Origin of the sequence: Guptibacillus hwajinpoensis, from assembly GCF_020524165.1 — a bacterium.
GTDB classification, from domain to species: Bacteria; Bacillota; Bacilli; order Bacillales; family Guptibacillaceae; genus Guptibacillus; species Guptibacillus hwajinpoensis_D.
Genome location: NZ_JAIVKU010000005.1, coordinates 678,998 through 698,377 on the forward strand (window position 1 = coordinate 678,998; position 19,380 = coordinate 698,377).

20 protein-coding genes are annotated in these 19,380 nt (G+C 40.9%); 4 read left to right on the forward strand and 16 right to left on the reverse strand.

Features of this window, described 5'->3' with window-relative positions:
• Positions 1-41: 41 nt before the first annotated feature.
• From LC090_RS16580 to LC090_RS16625, 10 genes are all read right to left on the reverse strand, one after another.
• A complete protein-coding gene (locus LC090_RS16580) occupies positions 42-746 on the reverse strand; it encodes a LutC/YkgG family protein (RefSeq protein WP_226659123.1) in 705 nt (234 codons plus the stop codon).
• A complete protein-coding gene (locus tag LC090_RS16585; protein ID WP_226659124.1) occupies positions 746-2,173 on the reverse strand; it encodes a LutB/LldF family L-lactate oxidation iron-sulfur protein in 1,428 nt (475 codons plus the stop codon). The genes LC090_RS16580 and LC090_RS16585 overlap by 1 nt, the downstream gene beginning before the upstream one ends.
• A 16-nt stretch (positions 2,174-2,189) precedes the next feature.
• Positions 2,190-2,906, reverse strand: a complete 717-nt coding sequence (locus tag LC090_RS16590; protein ID WP_226659125.1) for a (Fe-S)-binding protein — start codon at positions 2,904-2,906, stop codon at positions 2,190-2,192.
• Positions 2,907-2,973: 67 nt separating this feature from the next.
• Positions 2,974-3,672, reverse strand: a complete 699-nt coding sequence (locus LC090_RS16595) for an ABC transporter ATP-binding protein (RefSeq protein WP_226659126.1) — start codon at positions 3,670-3,672, stop codon at positions 2,974-2,976.
• Positions 3,665-4,438 carry an ABC transporter ATP-binding protein gene (locus tag LC090_RS16600; protein WP_226659127.1) on the reverse strand — a complete coding sequence of 258 codons (774 nt, stop codon included), beginning with the start codon at positions 4,436-4,438 and terminating at the stop codon, positions 3,665-3,667. Before LC090_RS16600 ends, LC090_RS16595 begins: the two co-directional genes overlap by 8 nt.
• Entirely contained in the window at positions 4,422-5,414 is a 993-nt protein-coding gene (locus tag LC090_RS16605) for a branched-chain amino acid ABC transporter permease (protein WP_226659128.1), read from the reverse strand. Before LC090_RS16605 ends, LC090_RS16600 begins: the two co-directional genes overlap by 17 nt.
• A gap of 7 nt (positions 5,415-5,421) precedes the next feature.
• Positions 5,422-6,306, reverse strand: coding sequence for a branched-chain amino acid ABC transporter permease (locus LC090_RS16610; protein ID WP_226659129.1), 885 nt, complete (start codon positions 6,304-6,306; stop codon positions 5,422-5,424).
• A gap of 117 nt (positions 6,307-6,423) precedes the next feature.
• Positions 6,424-7,581 (reverse strand): ABC transporter substrate-binding protein, encoded by a 1,158-nt coding sequence (locus tag LC090_RS16615; protein ID WP_226659130.1) that lies wholly within the window; start codon positions 7,579-7,581, stop codon positions 6,424-6,426.
• A gap of 208 nt (positions 7,582-7,789) precedes the next feature.
• A complete protein-coding gene (locus LC090_RS16620) occupies positions 7,790-8,233 on the reverse strand; it encodes a CBO0543 family protein (RefSeq protein ID WP_226659131.1) in 444 nt (147 codons plus the stop codon).
• 114 nt (positions 8,234-8,347) lie between these two features.
• Positions 8,348-8,767, reverse strand: coding sequence for an RrF2 family transcriptional regulator (locus tag LC090_RS16625; protein ID WP_226659132.1), 420 nt, complete (start codon positions 8,765-8,767; stop codon positions 8,348-8,350).
• Between the two features lie 141 nt (positions 8,768-8,908).
• On the opposite strand from LC090_RS16625, the gene LC090_RS16630 reads away from it, so the two are divergent.
• Both LC090_RS16630 and LC090_RS16635 read left to right on the forward strand, forming a co-directional pair.
• Entirely contained in the window at positions 8,909-9,364 is a 456-nt protein-coding gene (locus LC090_RS16630; RefSeq protein ID WP_226659133.1) for a GNAT family N-acetyltransferase, read from the forward strand.
• 76 nt (positions 9,365-9,440) lie between these two features.
• Positions 9,441-10,166 carry a Bax inhibitor-1/YccA family protein gene (locus LC090_RS16635; RefSeq protein ID WP_098445673.1) on the forward strand — a complete coding sequence of 242 codons (726 nt, stop codon included), beginning with the start codon at positions 9,441-9,443 and terminating at the stop codon, positions 10,164-10,166.
• A gap of 226 nt (positions 10,167-10,392) precedes the next feature.
• Here the strand turns inward: LC090_RS16635 and LC090_RS16640 are convergent, their stop codons facing one another.
• The 6 genes from LC090_RS16640 to LC090_RS16665 form a co-directional block, all read right to left on the reverse strand.
• Positions 10,393-11,226 carry a DUF4386 domain-containing protein gene (locus LC090_RS16640; protein ID WP_226659134.1) on the reverse strand — a complete coding sequence of 278 codons (834 nt, stop codon included), beginning with the start codon at positions 11,224-11,226 and terminating at the stop codon, positions 10,393-10,395.
• 39 nt (positions 11,227-11,265) lie between these two features.
• Positions 11,266-11,484, reverse strand: a complete 219-nt coding sequence (locus tag LC090_RS16645) for a hypothetical protein (protein WP_226659135.1) — start codon at positions 11,482-11,484, stop codon at positions 11,266-11,268.
• A 146-nt stretch (positions 11,485-11,630) separates the two neighbouring features.
• The gene (locus LC090_RS16650) at positions 11,631-12,311 is read right to left on the reverse strand and encodes a RibD family protein (RefSeq protein ID WP_226659136.1); all 681 of its coding nucleotides are present in this window, start codon (positions 12,309-12,311) and stop codon (positions 11,631-11,633) included.
• Positions 12,312-12,396: 85 nt separating this feature from the next.
• The gene (locus LC090_RS16655) at positions 12,397-13,650 is read right to left on the reverse strand and encodes an MDR family MFS transporter (RefSeq protein ID WP_226659137.1); all 1,254 of its coding nucleotides are present in this window, start codon (positions 13,648-13,650) and stop codon (positions 12,397-12,399) included.
• A 325-nt stretch (positions 13,651-13,975) separates the two neighbouring features.
• A complete protein-coding gene (locus tag LC090_RS16660; protein ID WP_226659138.1) occupies positions 13,976-14,422 on the reverse strand; it encodes a DUF4385 domain-containing protein in 447 nt (148 codons plus the stop codon).
• A gap of 64 nt (positions 14,423-14,486) precedes the next feature.
• On the reverse strand, positions 14,487-15,578 hold the full coding sequence (locus tag LC090_RS16665) for a hypothetical protein (RefSeq protein WP_226659139.1): 1,092 nt from the start codon (positions 15,576-15,578) through the stop codon (positions 14,487-14,489).
• Between the two features lie 171 nt (positions 15,579-15,749).
• On the opposite strand from LC090_RS16665, the gene LC090_RS16670 reads away from it, so the two are divergent.
• Positions 15,750-17,555 (forward strand): LTA synthase family protein, encoded by a 1,806-nt coding sequence (locus LC090_RS16670; protein ID WP_226659140.1) that lies wholly within the window; start codon positions 15,750-15,752, stop codon positions 17,553-17,555.
• Positions 17,556-17,831: 276 nt separating this feature from the next.
• On the forward strand, positions 17,832-19,340 hold the full coding sequence (locus tag LC090_RS16675) for an esterase/lipase family protein (protein WP_226659141.1): 1,509 nt from the start codon (positions 17,832-17,834) through the stop codon (positions 19,338-19,340).
• Positions 19,341-19,380: the final 40 nt, after the last annotated feature.

A 19,380-nucleotide genomic window follows, 5' to 3' on the forward strand; every position in this document is an offset into this window, starting at 1 on the left:
ATCCTATTCCCAACTTCTACGCAATAGATAAATGAAGAAGGTTAACAATCACTGATAACAATATAACTCGCTTTAACAGGCCCATGTACCCCTTCCACAAAGCTTAATTCAATATCTGCGCTGTTACTAGGACCAGAGATGAACTTGATACAGGAGGAAACAGGTTGTTGATTTTCCAAATTTTTCTCAATCTTATCTGTAACCTGAGTAAGACGTGGAACAATTGTACTTTTGGGTACAAGGGCAATATATGTCTTAGGCAATAAACTTACCGATCTTCCTTTTTCAGCTGATGTTGTTAAGACAACGGTAGCAGATTCAGCAAGTGTATAATCACTGAATGTGATGCCAATATCTGCATCTCTTGCCGCGACTATGTTTTTTTTACCAGTATCAGTATCCCAGGTGTGATGATGATAATCATTAAGCACCGTGTTCAACTTATACTCTTCAAATCGTGGATCTGACCATGAAATGATTGAAGGGACGCCCACACCTATTTCTTCTTTTAAGGCTAGAGGGAGATCTTGTAGCGTTGTTTCAACGACGTTTGTATTGATTTTTTCAGCTGCTTTTTTAAAAACATGAACAAGATCATCTTGCGTTGCATATTGTAAAATTTGATATTGTGGACGAAGCTCCCATTTCGGCACTTTTACCTCGTTTTCGATTTTATTTCTTCCCAGTTTTCCAGATAATTTCTTCAAAAAGTCTTCACGGTTCTTAACACTTCCATGACCAACCATTAAAATGCACTCCCTCCTTTACTTCTGTTTTTAAACCAATCACGGAATGAATCATTTGAAGGGGCAGGAAAATCTCTCGTCCTGGTCCATTCCTTTAATGAAAACGGTCCGCTTGTCATATTTTCACCTTTAAGAAAGGAGCGTGATACAAAGGAAGCAGACTTTACACTAAATTGATACATCTTAGCTGAAGACGTAACCAGTTTGAATGCTCTCATCACCATCTTTTCTGGCAAAGGTGCTCCCCCTTCCTTTTCCACAATGTTTTGACGATGCTTTAATAACAGTTCGTGAAGAGGAATTTTGACCGGACAGGCATCCGTACAAGCTGAACATAAGGTTGAGGCATAAGGGAGCTCTTTGTATTCTTCATACCCACCAAGAATTGGAGAAATAACAGCTCCGATTGGTCCTGAATAAATAGACCCATAAGCATGACCACCAATGTGACGGTATACTGGACAGACATTCAAGCAGGCAGAGCAACGAATGCAATGAAGTGCCGACTGAAATTCACTACCAATCATCTTAGAGCGTCCGTTATCAAGAATCACTAAATGAAACTCCTCAGGACCATCCATTTCATCCTTTGCTTTTGGGCCTGTTAAAGTGGATACATAGGTCGAAAGCTTTTGACCGACCGCACTTCTCGCAAGCATACTTACGACAATGTCAAACTCTTTCCATGTAGGAACAATCCGCTCCATTCCCATGACTGATATTTGTGTTTTAGGAAACGTTGTGACCATTTCCGCATTCCCTTCATTCGTTACAAGGGATATCGTTCCAGAATCAGCAATGGCAAAATTACATCCAGTTATGCCGATATCGGCTGACAAAAATTCATTCCGCAACTGTTCCCGTGCAAATGCCGTCAGTTCTTCTGGATTAGAGGAATTGGCATATCCACGCTTCGTTCGAAATACTTCCTGAATCTGGTCCCTGTTTTTATGAAGTGCTGGAGCAAGGAAATGGGATGGAGGATCTTCTGCTAATTGAATGATGTATTCTCCTAAGTCCGTTTCAACAACCTCACAACCACTTGCTTTAAGAGCATGGTTTAAACCGATTTCTTCTGTCACCATTGATTTCGATTTAACGACCTTTTTTGCATTCTTTTTCGTGATAATTGAACTAATATACTGATTAGCTTCCTCAGGAGTCTCGGCGAAGTAGACATTCCCTCCTCGTTTTATCACATTCTCACTGAGCTCATACAGATAATAATCTAAATGGTCAATGGTATGCTTTCTTATAGCTGCTGATAGCTCTCTCCACTCCTCCCAATTTCCAAGCTCGTCGATAATTTGTTCTCTCACTCCTGTTAAACGACCTTGAGCAGACGACACGGCTTCTCTCATAAATGAGTCTTGCAAACTAGTTGAAACCCGTTTAGTAAATGGCGCCTGACCTATTTTCATACTCATTAGCGGACCTCCTCTCTTAAGAATGATTTAGGATCTGAGCAATATGCTTCACTTCAATTGGATTTCCGAGTCTATTGATCCGTCCTCCTATATTCATCAAACAACCACAATCTGCTCCTATGAGCACATTTGCCTCTGTACTTTTAATATGATGAACTTTTTCATCCACCATTTGCTCTGAGATACGTGCCATCTTCACTGAAAAAGTGCCCCCAAATCCACAACAGTCTTGTTTAAACGGTAATGGGACAACATGCAGTCCCTTGACGTGCTTTAATAACGTCAAAGGACTTTCATCTACTCCAAGCAAACGGCTCATATGGCATGAGGTATGATAGGTAGCCGTTCCTTCATAACGGGCACCAACGTCTTCTATATCTAGAACTTCGACGATAAATTGTGTTAACTCATACGACTTATTAGAGAGCTCTTCCGCTTTGTTTGCCCATTCAGGTTCATCCATAAATAAATTCTCGTATTCTTTCAACATGGTCATGCAGGAACCAGAAGGAGAAACAACATAATCCGCGTGTCGGAATGTATTGATCATGTGCTTCATGGTCTCCTTCGCCTCTTTTATGTAGCCGCTGTTATACGCAGGTTGTCCACAACATGTCTGCCCTTCAGGAAAATCAACCTCGCAGCCAAGCTTTTCTAAAAGCTCTACCGTATCCTTACCTATTTCTGAAGAAAACACGTCGATTAGACAAGTAAGAAACAATGAAACTTTCATTACCTTCCCCTCCTTCCTAAATGTAAATGAAAGATGCCCTTCTTAACGAAGGACAACGATCATCTCTTTAATGGCCTAAGTAAGCTTCCTTTATACTGGAGTCTTTCAATAAGTCCCTTGCCAAACCACTTTTGACAACTTTTCCTGTTTCAAGGACATAGGCATGATGCGCAACCTTTAAAGCCTGTCGCGCATTTTGTTCTACTAGCAAAACAGTTGTACCTTCTTCGTTGATTTCTTTCACAATTTGAAAGATATCTTTAACGATTAAGGGAGCTAACCCCATAGAGGGTTCATCAAGTAAGAGAAGCTTTGGCTTAGACATTAACGCTCGTGCGATGGCAAGCATTTGCTGCTGTCCTCCTGATAGAGTGCCACCTAATTGCGATTTACGTTCTTCTAATATCGGAAACCGCTCCATTACCTTTTGGAGATCTTTTTTTATGGAACCCTTTCGACGAAACGCTCCCATTTCTAAATTCTCCAATACTGTCATGCCTGAAAGGATGGCCCGCCCTTCTGGAACGAGCGATATCCCTTTGCTAACAAGCATATCCGGTGTATTTCCGGTAATATCTTCATTTAGAAACGTAATGTCCCCTTTTTTAGGTTTTAATACTCCAGCAATCGTTTTCATTGTCGTTGTTTTCCCAGCACCGTTAGCACCCAGAATGGTGACGATGCTTCCTTCAGGAACATCGATACTGATCCCTTTTAACGCGAGGATATTTCCATAATAGGTATGTATGTTGTTTACGCTAAGCAAGCTCATCTTCCTCCTCTCGACCAAGATACGCTTCAATGACGGCAGGATTATTTCGAATCTCTTCAGGGGTTCCCTGGGCAATTTTCTTTCCGAAATTAAGAACCGCCATCCGATCACACACTTTCATGACAAGCGGCATGTCATGCTCAATGAGTAAAATGGTCATGTTCAGCTTTTTTATTTTTTGAATAAGCTCGAATAAATCATTCGTCTCTTTCTCATTCATCCCTGCTGCAGGCTCATCAAGCAATAATAATTTCGGGTCACTCGCAAGGGCTCGTGCGATTTCGAGACGGCGCTGCTGACCATATGCCAAATTATCTGCAAATGAATCTTCCAATTCCTCAAGTCCGACTAAGCGCAGAAGATCACGCGCTTTACGTTTGATACTCTCTTCTTCCATCCTCTGAGACTTGAGTTTTAATACACCTGACCATACGCCTGAAGATGTCCTACAGTGTTGGCCGACTGTGACATTTTCTAGTACTGTCATATCTGGGAACAGGCGAATGTTCTGAAACGTTCGACATACGCCTTCCTTTGTGATTTGATAAGGCTTCTTACCGGTCAGCCGTTTCTTTATAAAAACGACCTCGCCTGTTGTTGGAGGAAACATCGAAGTAATAATATTGAACATTGTTGTTTTTCCCGCCCCGTTCGGTCCAATGAGTCCAAATACTTCGCCTTGATTGACCCGAAATGATACATCAGTCAAGGCTTGGATTCCACCAAACTTTTTTGTGATCTCCTTAACTTCCAATATCATGACGTTTACTCTCCTTTTCATCTATGGTCTTCTGATCCTTTTTCTTACGTAACCTTTTCAACTTATGTATCATGTTATAGTCGATTAGTCCCTGAGGTCTAAAAGCCATCATTGCCACCAGAATAACGCCATAAATCATATAACGGTATTCACTTACATCACGAAGTAATTCAGGCATTGACGTTAAGAAGATCGCACCAAAAATTGGACCTGCTATAACCTCACTCCCCCCGAAAACAGCAAAGATGAGGATTTCTACCGCGCGATGGTAAGAGAAGTCTGACGGGCTGATATATGCTGTAATGTGCGCATAAAGTGCGCCTGCAAAGCCTGCTACTAGAGCACCCTGTGCAAAAGCCAACACTTTATAATAGGTAATATTAATTCCCATTGCTTCTGCCGCGCTTTCGTCCATCTTAATAGCTGCGAATGCTCTTCCTACTCTAGAACGATGCTGTCTAACAAAAAAGGAGATTAATAGGATGGTTACAACGAGTAGAATCAAAAACACGAGAACACTAATAAGCTGATTACTCCTAATTCCAATCATATCGGCTGTAAAGCCTGTATCTCTTAAGCCCGTTACTAACTCTCTGCCAATATGAGGAATAGACGAGATTCCGACTGCCCCCTGCGTCATTCCTTCCCAGTTAATGAAGAGCACCCTGACCACTTCGCCAAACCCTAGAGTGGCAATTGCCAGATAAACACCCTGTAATCGTAAAGTAGGTAGTCCAATTAATATTCCTGTTAGGCCAGCAACGATTGCTCCAAGTAAAATTCCAACAATGAGTGGTAAATCATAATTGATTGTTACGATAGCGGAGGTATAAGCACCAATTCCCATAAATCCAGCATGACCTAATGAGAGTTGGCCGGTTGATAACGTAATATAGATACTGATTCCAAGAATGATATTGATGAGAATAAACGATAGAACTTGCAAATAATATGGATTAATTAATTCAGCTAGCATCTGTTAATCACCGCCTTGCCTCTGTTACTGGTTGACCAAACAGTCCTTGAGGTCGAACGAGAAGAATAATGATAATGGCTATAAAGGCAATCGCATCTCGATATCCTGATTCTCCGAATACAACGATCATTGTTTCAGAAAGACCAAGGATTAACCCCCCGACCATCGCACCTCGAACACTTCCCATTCCACCGAGGATAATGATAGCTAATCCTTTTAACCCCATCGATAATCCCATTTGGGGTGTGACCGAGTTAAATGCCATTCCTACTAAGACTCCAGCAATCCCTCCGATAACAGAGGCGATAATGACCGTTAGCATGATCATTTTCTTCGTATTGACACCGAGCAAACTTGCTGCTTCTAGATTCTCCGCACAGGCACGGAGAGCTTTACCAGCTTTCGTTTTGGATAACCAGAATGAAAGGCTAATCATTAATAAAATAGCAATGGCAAATATCACAAGTTGTACAGCATAGATTGTTACTGAACCAATCTGGATGCTAAGTTGCGAAAAAGATGTATTAAAAGGACGATTCCCTGCACCAAAGAAGTGATGAGCTAGATTTTCAAGGAAAATCGAAACGCCTATCGTACTAATGAGTGGTGCAAGGTGGGATACTCCTTTTTTACCTCTTAAAGGTCTTAACGCGATTAATTCTAGAAAAAGACCAAGCATCGCAGTAACAGCAATAGCAACTAGAAATGCAAGTGCCAGTGGCAGTTGCAACGTGTGAGTAACGACTACTCCCATAAAGGCTCCAAACATAAAGATCTCCCCATGAGCCATGTTAATAATTCCTAATACACCGAATACTAATGTATAACCTAAAGCAACGATTGCATAAATACTCCCCAGCGTTAAGCCATTAATTAATTGTTCTAATAACAAGGAATTCTCACCTCTTCATTATGTATCGAGATTTTAAAAACAGGTTAATTTATTACTGTCCTTTTCTAAGAAAAAGAAAGATTGAGAGAGTATCGATACTCTCTCAAATCCAATTCTTTATTCGAAAGGTTGAAACTTCCCATCTTTAATCGTAAGAACAGTAGGTTCCATTACAATATCGCCTTCTTCATCAAAAGACATCTCTCCAAGGACTCCTTCAAAACCTTCCGTTTCGGCTAAAGCATCACGAATAGCGTCTCGGTCATCGCTACCAGCTCTTTCAATCGCATCCGCTAAAATGTATAGCGCGTCATAAGCTTGAGCAGCAAATTGGTCAGGCTCATTGCCATACTCTTCTTTATATTTATCAACAAATGTTTGTACCTTTTCATCTTCACTTCCACCAAACCAAGGTGTTGCAACGATTAACCCATTAGCTGCATCCCCAGCAATCTTGATTACTTCAGGAGAGTTAAAGCCGTTACCTCCTACAAACGGAACATCAATCCCCATTTTTCTTGCTTGATCCATAATGACAGCGCCTTCATTATATAGGGCTGAACAAAGAATTAAGTCAGGCTTTGTATCTTTAATCTTAGTTAACTGAGCATTATAATCAGCCTGCCCTTTTTGGAATGTTTCTGTTGTTAGGACCTCAAGCCCTTGTTCTTCAGCTACCTTCTTCATCGTGTCGTATCCAGATTTCGTGAAAACATCATCATTTCCATATAAGATGGCCACTTTTTTCGCATCGTACTTTTCTACAGCACTTGAAACAGCAGCCGGAATAGCTAATGATTCAGGGATGGAATTTCGAAAGACATAGTCACCGATTTGTGGAATGCCAGAGGCAGTTGTGGATGTCCCCATAATTGGAACACCGTTTAAATCTGCTTCTGGTGCGACAACCTTCATTTCTGTACTTAACGTAGGACCCAGTATCATGGAAACGTTTTCAGAATTCATCAGTTTTTGAGCAGATGATAGGGCTTGTTCCTGCTTACCTGCCGAATCCTCTGTTATTAATTCGATGTTTACTTTTCCTTCTTCTTTAATTTCTGTATTCGCAAGCTCGAAACCGTTCGTAATTGCTTCACCGTATCCTGCACCTGCTCCAGTCAACCAGGAGATAACTCCAACCTTTACATCAACAGTTCCATCACCAGAACCATCTGACTGTTCACCGGAAGTTTCACTATTTCCGCCACATGCACTCATCAAAGCTAGCGTGAATACCGCAATAACAGCAAGCAAACCTTTAAACACATTCCCCATCCCATTTCCCCCTATGTACTGTGATATTTTCCATTCCAAAAATAATTATTATATTTTTGGTAATATTCTGTTATCTTACAAGAAAAACTCCTTTATTGCAAGATAATGACGTTTAAGGAAGAAAGATCAAAAAAGCCTTGACGTTAATCAGTCAAGACTTGTGCTATTGAATTCACACTGTGATCACATTCTTTTTTAAATCAGTCATTTAACATACGTTTCTGATCATTCGATAGTATCCATAACAGACAATGTATGCCAGTAAATAAGAAACAAATGTCCAGTAAATCGTCCAGCCATTTGAATAATGCACCAGGTGAATGAGAACGCCAATCCCTTCAATAACCGTTGTGATGAATGAATAAATTAAAATGATGACAAAATGCTTTAGATCTGTCCTTTCGATTGTTAGAAACAAATAACCCGCTAAAATGGGATAAATCCCAAAATACATTGGCATTGCTGCAATGGCTTCCGTTTCATATTCAGGATCAATTCGCCAGAAATCAAAATGAAAACCGAGCACATCAAAAATAACTGCTACAAATGCGGCAAAAGGGGCAATCAGAAGAAAAAGTCTAAAATCTTTTTTCACAAGAAAAATGCCAGCAAGCCACGGTATGACAAACGCAGCAACGATATTAAAGACCATAATTCACACTCCTTATATAAGGAATGCACGAATTTAGCACGATTTATACACGATTGGTTAACTGCCTAACAAAAAAGAATGCGACCTTTAAATCGCATTCTTTCATTTCGCTTTTTATTTCTTTTTCACTAATAAATCAGCGATTGTTTTTTGTTTTAATCCATCGACAAGCCAGCTTTCCATCTCATCTCTTAGCTCAAACAAAGCATCTCTTGTGGGCGGAGCAAAACATTCTTTTGTAGCGACATCAAGAAATCCCTTTGGAAAAGGCTCTGCTTTCATCGCTTCATATACTTCAGCTAAAGTCAGATCAGCCGGGTCTTTTATTAACGAATACCCACCATCGCGTCCTTCTTTCGCCTGAATTAATCCACCTTTTACGAGATGGGTCAAAATTTTTCTTAAGAAAGCGGACTGAGACTCGAGTTTTTCTGCTAGTTTACCGCTTGGACATAGTCCATCATGATCAGCAAGAACGATAAGGGCTTGAAGCGCCATCCCAAACCATCGCGTACTTGATCCGTAATCTGCCATTCTTTTCACCTCTTTGCTACTTCTATCTATTCTGATGGTTTCCATTTTGAAAGTAAAGTCCTATCCTCTGCATTTACAGAAAACCTCTTGAATGATTATACTCAATCTATAGAGTTGATCCAATCAAGGAGGCACATAATCATGATTGCAGTAAGAATTGAAACCCAAGAAGCGTTAGAAAAGGCTTTTAGCATTCGAAAAGACGTTTTCATTGATGAACAAGGTACCCCAGAGGATGAAGAATATGATGAATTCGATACGCTTGAGTCAGCCGAACACATTCTCGTTCTAGATGAAAACAAAGCAGTTGGTACAGCTAGATGGAGGATTGTAGAAGGCGAAGGGAAATTTGAACGAATTTGTATTCTAGCCTCCCATCGTAAACTTGGAATTGGGAATTTAATCGTACATAAGCTTGAAGACCTCGCGTATAAAACTGGCATAACGAGTGTGAAGCTCCACGGCCAGGTTCAAGCAGAAGGCTTTTATCATAAGCTTGGGTACGAAACGTGTTCAGACGTTTTTATGGAAGATGGCATCCCTCATGTTCTTATGAGGAAGAAACTTCCTGAAACTTTTACAAACACTACATCGTAAGTTAGATTAGAATCAAAAATGGGAACATACTTATGAGCATGAACCTATTAAACGAAAAAAGGATGAAGTTTATATGATGCGAAGCGGAAATCCCGTTTTAAAGAACAATACATTTAACAGAACGCGTGATCAAGGAGAGGCGATGACGATTGGAGGAACTGTTGCAAAAACATTCTTCTTATTTCTCTTCTTGCTTGGGTCTTCAATTTATACATGGTACCGCTATGCACAAGGAGAAGATGTGTATACGATGATGGTCATTGGTGCTATCGGTGGATTAATCTTTGCTCTTATTACAACGTTCTTTCATCGAGCTGCTCCGATTACCGGGCCAATCTATGCAACGCTTGAAGGCTTTGCGATCGGAGGTATATCCGCTATTTTAGAATCACGATACCCGGGTATCGTGATTCAGGCCGCGGCCCTGACCTTCTCCGTTATGGGCGTGCTCCTTTTCTTATATGCCGCTCGAATTATCAAGGTAACGAAAAATTTCCGATTAATGATCGTCTCCGCTACCCTTGCGATTTTTGTGGTATACATCATTGATCTCGGTCTTAACCTTTTCTTAAATGCCAACGTTCCATACCTGCATTCAAACGGGCTTGTCGGAATCGGCATTAGCTTGTTCATTGTAGCGATCGCAGCGCTCAACCTCGTGCTTGATTTTGATTTTATTGAAAACGGCGCAAACCGAGGAGCCCCTAAACATCTGGAATGGTATGGCGCTTTTGGATTAATGGTAACCCTCGTATGGCTCTATATCGAGATCCTTCATTTACTACAAAAATTGAGACGATAACGAAACAAAGCCACATCATCAACTTGGATGATGTGGCTTTTTTCTATTTTATTTCGAGAATGATTAGTCAATCACTTTCTGCCCAAAGCAGGAAGGCAAGCGGTGTGAGAAAAGCATGGACAGCTTCCTCATACGCTTTGCTTTCTGTCAGTACCGATAGGAAAAAAGGTGCGATCAGTAAAAGGAATACGAAGCAGAACACCTTCTATGTTAACTTAGATACATGTCATGGTAACTCCTCTAAAGGATATAACTTATATTCCCATCGATGTGTACACTCTTCTAACATGTAATAGCCCTGTTCTACATTTGGCACAATTCGCGAACATTGCTGGTTAGGGATGAGCCCCTCACTGTCATCACTTGATACATCAATCCAGCTTTGATCAGACGACTCATCATAGCGTACGATTAATTTGTACCCATTTACTGTTATCGTGTGGCCATCCTCTTTGTTTTCCACCTTTTGAATGAACGCTTCGATATCAGTAGCAGTCATTTCTGGCGAGTCAGAGGAAGCAGAAGATTTGAGGTGAACTTCCTTTGTTCCTTCCACTGTTGGAAAACGTACAGTGTGATCTCCAATCCATACAGCATTGTCTAAACCGAGCGCAGCTTCCGGATCGAATCCCGGGTTATTTACACTCTGAAAAACCATGCGAATGGATTCATCATCTAAACGTTTGCCAATGATACCGAAGTTGGTTTTATAAAAGTGGTAAAGATACGTCGTTTCACCAAGCGTAAAATCTCGATATTCGATGGTAAGCGACTGATGTGATTGTGACTTAATCGTCGTGTAATTGTAATGCGTTAACAAGAGCATCACACTAGAAATCAGCATAAAAAACACCCCAATCATGAGGACAAGAATGGTAAGCCACCGCGGGATACGAGGCGAGCGAAAGCCAATCACTGTGAATGCGACCATATGCATGATGAGAGGGATGAGTAGCCCCGTTGGTTTCAAAAATAGAAAAAAGTAGTTCATAAGAGCCATTGCAATCAGAAGGAGGTCCATTGCTGCTAGAAGCACCAATACCCATTTTGTTTTGGTCATGAGAAAATCTCCATTTTTTAACTAAATTTATCTCATCATCTAAGCATTATGTAATTGATTATTTAAAACGACAGCCATTCCAATAAGGATGATTTGCTCTACTGGATTGGGAGGTTTGGTATGTTGAAGGTGATACTCCCCACCAGAAAACGAGGAATCTTTTAATGTTGCTGATCGAGCTAAAAGGCTGTATTCTTTGCTTTGACTCTTCAAGAGGAATTCTTCTTTCATACGTAGATCAGAGTAGGTAGAAAGCATCGATAACCTCCATTCTAACTAGCATTTTATTTAGAACCGACCCATTCACATATATTGCCATCATTTACATTTTCTCTAAAGGTGTAAATAAAAAAATCCTCGCGTTTACTTCGAGGACTCAGGTTAAAACATTTTTGTACCATTACCTATTTTTTCACACGATAATAAAGCCAAACAGCATCACCGATTGCCTTTGTCTCGATCAGTTCAAGGGGAACAGCTTGTTGAATGGAATCCAAATTCTCACCGTCAAAGATCGTTGGTGTCGTCTTTCCTCCAATCGCTAATGGTGCAAGAACAACGCTAATTTCATCCACAACGCCAGCTCTTAAGAAAGCGCCATTCATTGTTCCGCCTCCGCTTATGCCAAGACGTCTAAATCCCAGGTCATAGAGCTGTTTGAGAGCAAGCTTTACATCGATTTTCTCTCCAGAACCTGCTTTAAGGTATGTAATTCCTTTGTTCTCTAACTGCTCAATATAAGAGGGACTGACATTCTCTCGCGTAACAACAATTAAACCTTCTGTCTGCGCCCATTCCATCCGCCCTCTTCCATCAAAAACAATATACGCCTTCGATTTCTCAGGTGTTGTAATCGCATTTTCTAGCTCCACCCAATCTGAACTCCAAACAATTAAACTTTCACTGCCGGATACGAGTGCATCGCAATTCAAAGCATCATACAGCTTATGGGCTTCATCATTCGCCTTGCCATCAACACCATGTGACGTCCATTCCATCACATTATGCCCCGGTGCTGTCGTCATTCTTCCGTCCATTGATGCAAATACATTGATGATCACTTCAGGTCTTTTCGTCAGCTTCATCATCTCCTTGGATTTGATAACTTTATTATAAATTTTCCAGGAAATGAATGTCAGTGTTTTTTACAAAAAGAATTCTAACCGACGTTTACCCAGCTTGTTTCAATTCCGCCTGCTCTTTCCGTACATCTAATTCAGGAGAGATCATGAAGAAGATCAGCGTGCCAATTAAACCAATACTCGTAATCAAGATGGCCATCAACATCGAAGAAAAGATTGCACCTAGCGAAACCGTAACGGATGCAACGAGCATCGAAAGGTTGAACTTTAATCCGCCAAATGCCATGTAAGAACTCCTTGCATCATCCGGTGGAATAGCTGCCATATAAGATTGTTCCACAGGAACGCGGAAAACCTCTCCTATTGTGAGCACTGCCATCATCAGAAAAAGTAGCGTTAAGCTATTCGAATACGCGAGTACCCCATACCCGATTGTAAAGAAAAAACAGCTCCAAACGAGGACCGATTTATCTTTTAATGAATGCGGAATTCTTGTGACAAATAGCATGAGAATGACAACCATAATCGTATTCTCACTTCTTAAGAATCCCATTGTTTGCACCCCATCGAACTCCCAAAGCAGAAATTGCTGAGTTGGCATTTCCTCACTTAGGCGAATGCCTATGTAATTCGTAAGCTGAAATTCCATTGATAGAATAAGGACACCTGCAAGGGTGAAGAGCACGAATAACCGATCTTTGAATACGCGTTTATAGGTAGAAAACAATTGCAGCACATGTTGAGCTGGTTTTAGCTCCTCCACCACTGGCTTATAACTTTCATCAATGAAGAAGGCAACTAAGAAGGCTGTGACTGCCGCTGCTATACTAAGAGAAAGGAAAAGTTCAAATAAGTAATCTTTAAATAGAAAAGCGCCTAGTATTCCACCAACGGCGATGGATAGGTTGTTTGCCCAATAGGAAATGGAATACATGAGCTTCCGCTGTGGCGGTGTGCTGACATCGATCAGCATCGCCTGGTTCGCTGGACCCGCGAGTCCCCAACAAATGCTATTCACGGTCATCATTGCAAACGTAATGGCTGCTGATTCAAACCACGGTGAATTGAAGATCATCATCGTAAAAAAAGCAAGGAAACGAAGCGTTTCCGCAAACAGCATCACTTTCTTTCGACCAAATTGGTCTGCAAAATAACCCCCGATAAAGTTAATGCCAATTCCGATAAACACATTCACTAACAGAAGAAGTCCTGCGACCTTTGCTCCAAAGTGAACCGCCAAGTAAATCGACATAAACGGAAAAATCATACTACCAATAAAACGGCTAATAAAGTTTTCAATCAAACGAATTTTAATGTTTTTGTGAAAATCTCTGAATCTCATTTCTGTCTCTCCTATTCCATATACGGTATCAATGTGTCGTGTGAATGCAACTCGTTCGAGTCGATCATTACCTCCCTTTTTCAGATATTTCCATATACAATACCTTATTTTCCATATTGATACAATATAGGAATGGAAATCTCTTAAGAAAATGGTTTAAACACAGAAAAAACTCAGCTGCCGTGAGCTGAGTTAACTAAAAGAGCTTATTATTAGTCGAGATTTCCGCGAAAACCAGATTAATTCCGCGCTTTTCACATTAATTCCGCGAATTTAAGTGTTTTTTCCGCGATATTTAAAATAATTCCGCGAAACCGGATGCCACTCACCCATACTTCTTCTGATGCTCCTTTTTCTTCTCTAAATAAGCTTCATCCGTACGTACGATCTTCCATTTCTCTTCAAAAATCCTCGCTGATTCGGCCTTTTCTTCATCAATATCCCGCTCATTCACATCTCCGTCGCTATCATACTTCTTACCGCCTTTGTAATTCGCATAGCGGCGAGCTCTTGTGTAGCCCATCTGAATAAATTTACGTGCCATGTCCATTCCCACAAAATCATCGTTTTCCTGATACTCACGAAACATTTGATAAATTTTCTCTGAAGATTCTTTCGCGATATCAGGCGTTTTGAAGCGCCAGTGCGGGAGAATTTCACTTTTATAAGGTTCTACCATGAGAACTCCCTGTTCCCCGCGGCCAACGCGGTACTTCTCAGGTTGTTCCCGAAAGTTAATGTTGTCAAAATCGAGATCATAGTCAAAAGCCACCGATACCCCTCCTTTTTGGAGGGTATTCCCAGTATGCTGCTTATCGTAAACAAAAGAGGCTTATTCAGCCTCTCTGCTTTACAAGGTATTGCTCCATTTTATCTTGAAACGCGTCAGGTTCATCCACCTTCACATACACGCTCTCAATACGTTTTTTCAAACCCAAAACCTGGTTAATCTCCACTGGTCGTTTCAGTTCAATCACATGAGGAACCTGCTCTCTTTCAAGTCCGTGAAGGGCAAGCTCAACGCTTGCTCGATCCCGCTTCACTTCTTCAGGAGATTTCTTGTTTTCCATTATTCCCTTCACCGCATTCCACTCGATAAATCCATATTGCCGAATACCCTTTTGAAAATGAATGCCTTTGTCACTAAGAATAACAGGAGACAGGCGAATTGCCTGGTAATCTGAGATAATGAAGAGTAAAGCATAGACATCAAGAATTGTCACGATCCAGGCGCCAATATGACTGTACTGTGCCACCATCACGTGGACGGCAATCACTTCAATCACCATTGCATGCACAAGCATGTAGAAAACACCGAGATAGCCTCCATCTTTATGGAACGTAAAGGAATCAGGTGCTACCTCTCTTTTCCTTCTCCAGCTAACTAAACTGTAATAGATGGCGGCAATATCCGTCGCTAACACTCGAAGGAATAAACTGAACTGATTCCATTTTTTATTCTGAAAAGCGAATGTTTCCTGAATCGCTCGCGAGAAACGAAGCAGGAAATGATGATGGATCGCTTTCTCCGTTTGATAGTTTTGAATGAATAAGGGGATCCTTTTAAGAATGATAAGAAAAAGAACGAGTTCAAAAGCGATCACACCTATTTCGAGAACGACGACCATAGCGTTAAAATACGTAAGGTGAGCATCCGCATGAGAGGGGATCATCCAATTGGCAAGCAATACCCCAAAGAACATGAATCCACACAATAAAATCCATGATTCTCTTTTTCGAAACCCGAAGAAATAAAGCAACAATGGTAAAATCACGCCAAGGTCAAGAGCTGTTCCAATCCCCACCCGATCATCCACAGGACCAACCATTTGTGTTTGCATCACTAGATAATTCGGCACAATGATGATCACCAAAAAGAAAACAATTCGTTTCCAGGCGATATCTTGTAACGGTAAAGAAAGTGTCATATGATCCCCTCCCGTCTTGTTACTTTCTATTATAATGAAACTTTTTTAAAAAGACGTAAGCTCTTTACACATGTTGGAAAAAATACACAACTAACACATTCTAACGTTCATTCCTATGCATTTCAGGGTAAAGATTAGTCGACAATGATGCCAAACGTTAGGAGGGATCCCATGATATTTTTCGGTTATGCATTTTATTTACTTTTAGGCATCCTAAAATTTGTGCTATTCAGCTTCTATACCCATACGGCTTTTCCAATGGAATTTCTCCTGATGAATCTTGCCGGGATGCTGCTATTATCAAGCTGGACGCTTTTAATTCAGTGGAGAAAACGCCGTTGGATATGGCTGACGCTCTTGTTTTTACATAGTCTACTTCTTATATCCGATCTCTGGTACTACCGATACTTTGAAGATATGCTTTCCATCTCCCTTCTTTCACAGATGCTTCAGATGAATGATGTCGGCGGGGGCTTTATGGCTCTTATTCGATACCAAGACTTCTTTCTTTTCGCTGATGTTGTAGTCTTCCTTTCAATCCTCTTTATTACGAGAAACAAAACACTTGAAGTAACGAAGAAGAAACGAAGAATGACGGCAGCTGTAGCATTCCTTATCGGGATCGTGCTTTTTGCAACACCATTAACTTATAGCGCTATTAAGAATGATCAATGGCTTGTTACGCACTCCATTTCCGATATGCGTGATTACTACCAGCTTGGCTTTTGGGGTTATCATAGCGTTGATCTTTGGCGAGGAGTAATTGGAGTCCTTGATCCTGATGATGATTTAAACGCGAAGCAACAAAAGATGCTCGAGAAAAATGCTTTAGAAAACACAGAAGGTTCTCCTAAAAAACCAAATATCCTTTTGATTCAATTGGAATCGTTTCAAGAATCCCTCATTGGACAGAAAATCAATGGAAAAGAGCTTACCCCAAATTTAAATCAGCTCAAAGAAGAAACCCTGTACTTTTCTTCGTTTTATCATCAAACACACGAAGGGAGAACGTCCGATGCTGAATTTATCACAAATACATCTCTATACCCATTGAAATCTGGATCGGTTTATACACGTTTTCCTGAAAATGAATTCGGTTCATTACCTGAACTATTGAAAGAGAATGGCTATGATACAGCAGCCATGCATGCGTATGATAAAGGATTTTGGAATCGAGATAAGGTGTACGAAAATATTGGATTCAATCATTTTTTTAGCAACAAAGACTACCCAGACCAGAAAAAAATTGGAATGGCTTTAAACGATAAAAACTTTCTCACGACATCTATTGAACATATGGAAACGTTAAAAGAACCTTACTTCACTTTCATGGTGGCCATAACGAGTCACACGCCTTATGAGATACCTGAAGATGAACGAGAACTGGATTTATCAGGATATGATGATCCGATGTTAAAACGGTATTATCAAACGATCTATTATGTGGATCAGGCTGTGGGGCTAATGGTTGACGAGTTAAAGCAGAAAGGCATATGGGAAGACGCCCTCATCATTTTCTACGGTGACCATGATAGCGGGCTGACGAACGAAGGTAGTGAAATGAGAAAAGAAGCGAATGTTGAAAGTGCCGTAGATGCTTTTGAACTTGATCGTCAGGTACCACTTTTCATTAAGAAGCCAAAAGAAGAGAATGGTAAAGTAATCAGTGAAAACGGAGGGCAAATTGACATTGCACCAACCATCCTAGATATTTTAAATATGGATATGCCGTATATGATGGGAAACTCTCTTCTTGATGATCAGCCAAATCTAACTGTCTTCCGAGATGGGTCTTTCCGCTATCAAGATTTCTATTACGAAGCTGATTTGACGGAAGAAGCTGGGAATGGAACGTGCTATGACGTTTCTAGCGAGGAGAAAGTAGCATTTGAAAATTGTGAAGGTCAAATCCAAAAGGTGGCTGAAGAACTTCGCCTTTCGGATGCGATTATTGAAAAGAATGGGCTTAAGGAGTGAACGAGTAGGAACGAAAGAATTGGCGATTCAGACAGTTAAAAGTCTGAATCGTTTTTTTATATGTTGTGTATAGCTCTTAGTACCTTTGACACTACTTTTCAAAGTGGTAGGTTCCACTTGTGAGAACTTCATAGAAACGAGTCGAATCCACAACGATTTCCAGTCCATTTACCTATTTTAGGAATAAGGAAGTTAGTGAAAAGGTTCCTTGTTAAATGATCTGAATCTTCTTATAGTTGAAGGGTGACAAGACACATTCTAATATAGGAGGGTTTTATGAAAAAGTGTTTCGTATCCCTTTTGGTGTTTCTGTTCTTGCTTGCTCCCCCTTTTGCTCAAGACGCACAGGCCGGTATTATAGGAAAAGGTGATGCAACGGGTACACCCGGGGAATGGTACATTGGCGATGAACCCACGTCCATTAAGTCTGGCTCCCTTCCACTCGTATTTGTCCACGGATTAAACAGCTCTTCGAAGACCTGGATTGATCAAAACGACATGGACGAACTTACATACAGCAAGAACTATCAAACAGCTTATATTGATTTATATCCTACAAAAAACATGTGGGATAACGGACAGCTGCTTGCTAGTAAACTGAAAGAAATGAACGCTTACTTTGGAAAGAAACTCATTCTTGTCACACACAGCAAAGGCGGAGTGGATGCCCAGGCTGCGATTGTTCACGCAAATGCCCAGCAGTATGTTGATAAAGTCATTACGCTCTCCACGCCACATCAGGGATCGCAGCTTGCTGATCTTGCTCACAGCAGCTGGGCCGGGTGGTTAGCTGCCATCATCGGGAATCGGAATGACGCAACCTATTCGCTTCAGACTGGCTACATGAGCTACTTCCGCTCCGTTACCGACTCGAAACCAAACATTTCTGCCACGCCTTATTACACATTTGGAGGCACGAGTTGGGGTAGCTTTGGAGGCGCGCTCTACTGGGGAGGATTGTATTTGAGGCCGTATGGTCCCAATGACGGGGCTGTTACCGTGAATAGTTCACGGCTCTCTTATGGAAATGAAATTCGCGTTGGTAATTGGGATCATTCCTCCATTCGAACAGGAAGCGCTACGTTTAACTTATTTGAACCCTATTTAACCCAATCACTTCCTGCTATGGCCCCACTTTCATTAAATGAAGTGGCTGAACCTGATGAGGCTAGTGTCCTCATTAGGGGTGGCGAATTTAGCGGGACAAAAGTAGAAAGGATCCAAATCGAACCAAACACAAAAAGTATCGCCATTGATTGGATGAGTCAAAACAAAGATTCCGTCATTACCCTTCAAGGACCTGATCAAAAAACCTATTCAATCACAAACACATCCCAAGATAATGGCATGTTTGAAGGAGCGTTTCATCATCAAATGAAAGTGAACACACCGACGGCAGGTACATGGAAACTGAAGGTGAAACAGCCCAAGAAAGAAAGTTATCTCATGCAGGTCGCTTATGAAAGTGAGCTGAACGAGGATCTTCAGATGGAGATGGTTCATGCGAAAGAAGTGAAGCTGCAAGTGGACAAAACAAAGATTAATCAGAAATCCATTGAAGGATCGATCGTGATTCAATATAGTCAAAACGGAAAATCGAAGCAAAAGAAACTATCACAAGAAGAATTTAACTCATTATCATCCTTCCCAATTAAACATGCAGGAGAAGGAGTTTATCACATTATGCTTGATGTAAATGGTAAAACCACGAAGGGCGCATCGTTTGAGCGTACCATCCTTCACACGATTTATATGGATGCCAATGGAAAAGTTTATCAGCCTTAAATAAAGAAAGAACGCCGGCTATATCTGGCGTTCTTTCTTT

Bases quoted from the DNA above. Each gene is read 5' to 3' on its own strand.
- LC090_RS16580 (WP_226659123.1), bottom strand. From the start codon at position 746: ATGGTTGGTCATGGAAGTGTTAAGAACCGTGAAGACTTTTTGAAGAAA.
- LC090_RS16585 (WP_226659124.1), bottom strand. From the start codon at position 2,173: ATGAGTATGAAAATAGGTCAGGCGCCATTTACTAAACGGGTTTCAACT.
- LC090_RS16590 (WP_226659125.1), bottom strand. From the start codon at position 2,906: ATGAAAGTTTCATTGTTTCTTACTTGTCTAATCGACGTGTTTTCTTCA.
- LC090_RS16600 (WP_226659127.1), bottom strand. From the start codon at position 4,438: ATGATATTGGAAGTTAAGGAGATCACAAAAAAGTTTGGTGGAATCCAA.
- LC090_RS16605 (WP_226659128.1), bottom strand. From the start codon at position 5,414: ATGCTAGCTGAATTAATTAATCCATATTATTTGCAAGTTCTATCGTTT.
- LC090_RS16615 (WP_226659130.1), bottom strand. From the start codon at position 7,581: ATGGGGAATGTGTTTAAAGGTTTGCTTGCTGTTATTGCGGTATTCACG.
- LC090_RS16620 (WP_226659131.1), bottom strand. From the start codon at position 8,233: ATGGTCTTTAATATCGTTGCTGCGTTTGTCATACCGTGGCTTGCTGGC.
- LC090_RS16625 (WP_226659132.1), bottom strand. From the start codon at position 8,767: ATGGCAGATTACGGATCAAGTACGCGATGGTTTGGGATGGCGCTTCAA.
- LC090_RS16630 (WP_226659133.1), top strand. From the start codon at position 8,909: ATGATTGCAGTAAGAATTGAAACCCAAGAAGCGTTAGAAAAGGCTTTT.
- LC090_RS16635 (WP_098445673.1), top strand. From the start codon at position 9,441: ATGCGAAGCGGAAATCCCGTTTTAAAGAACAATACATTTAACAGAACG.
- LC090_RS16640 (WP_226659134.1), bottom strand. From the start codon at position 11,226: ATGACCAAAACAAAATGGGTATTGGTGCTTCTAGCAGCAATGGACCTC.
- LC090_RS16645 (WP_226659135.1), bottom strand. From the start codon at position 11,484: ATGCTTTCTACCTACTCTGATCTACGTATGAAAGAAGAATTCCTCTTG.
- LC090_RS16650 (WP_226659136.1), bottom strand. From the start codon at position 12,311: ATGAAGCTGACGAAAAGACCTGAAGTGATCATCAATGTATTTGCATCA.
- LC090_RS16655 (WP_226659137.1), bottom strand. From the start codon at position 13,650: ATGAGATTCAGAGATTTTCACAAAAACATTAAAATTCGTTTGATTGAA.
- LC090_RS16665 (WP_226659139.1), bottom strand. From the start codon at position 15,578: ATGACACTTTCTTTACCGTTACAAGATATCGCCTGGAAACGAATTGTT.
- LC090_RS16670 (WP_226659140.1), top strand. From the start codon at position 15,750: ATGATATTTTTCGGTTATGCATTTTATTTACTTTTAGGCATCCTAAAA.
- LC090_RS16675 (WP_226659141.1), top strand. From the start codon at position 17,832: ATGAAAAAGTGTTTCGTATCCCTTTTGGTGTTTCTGTTCTTGCTTGCT.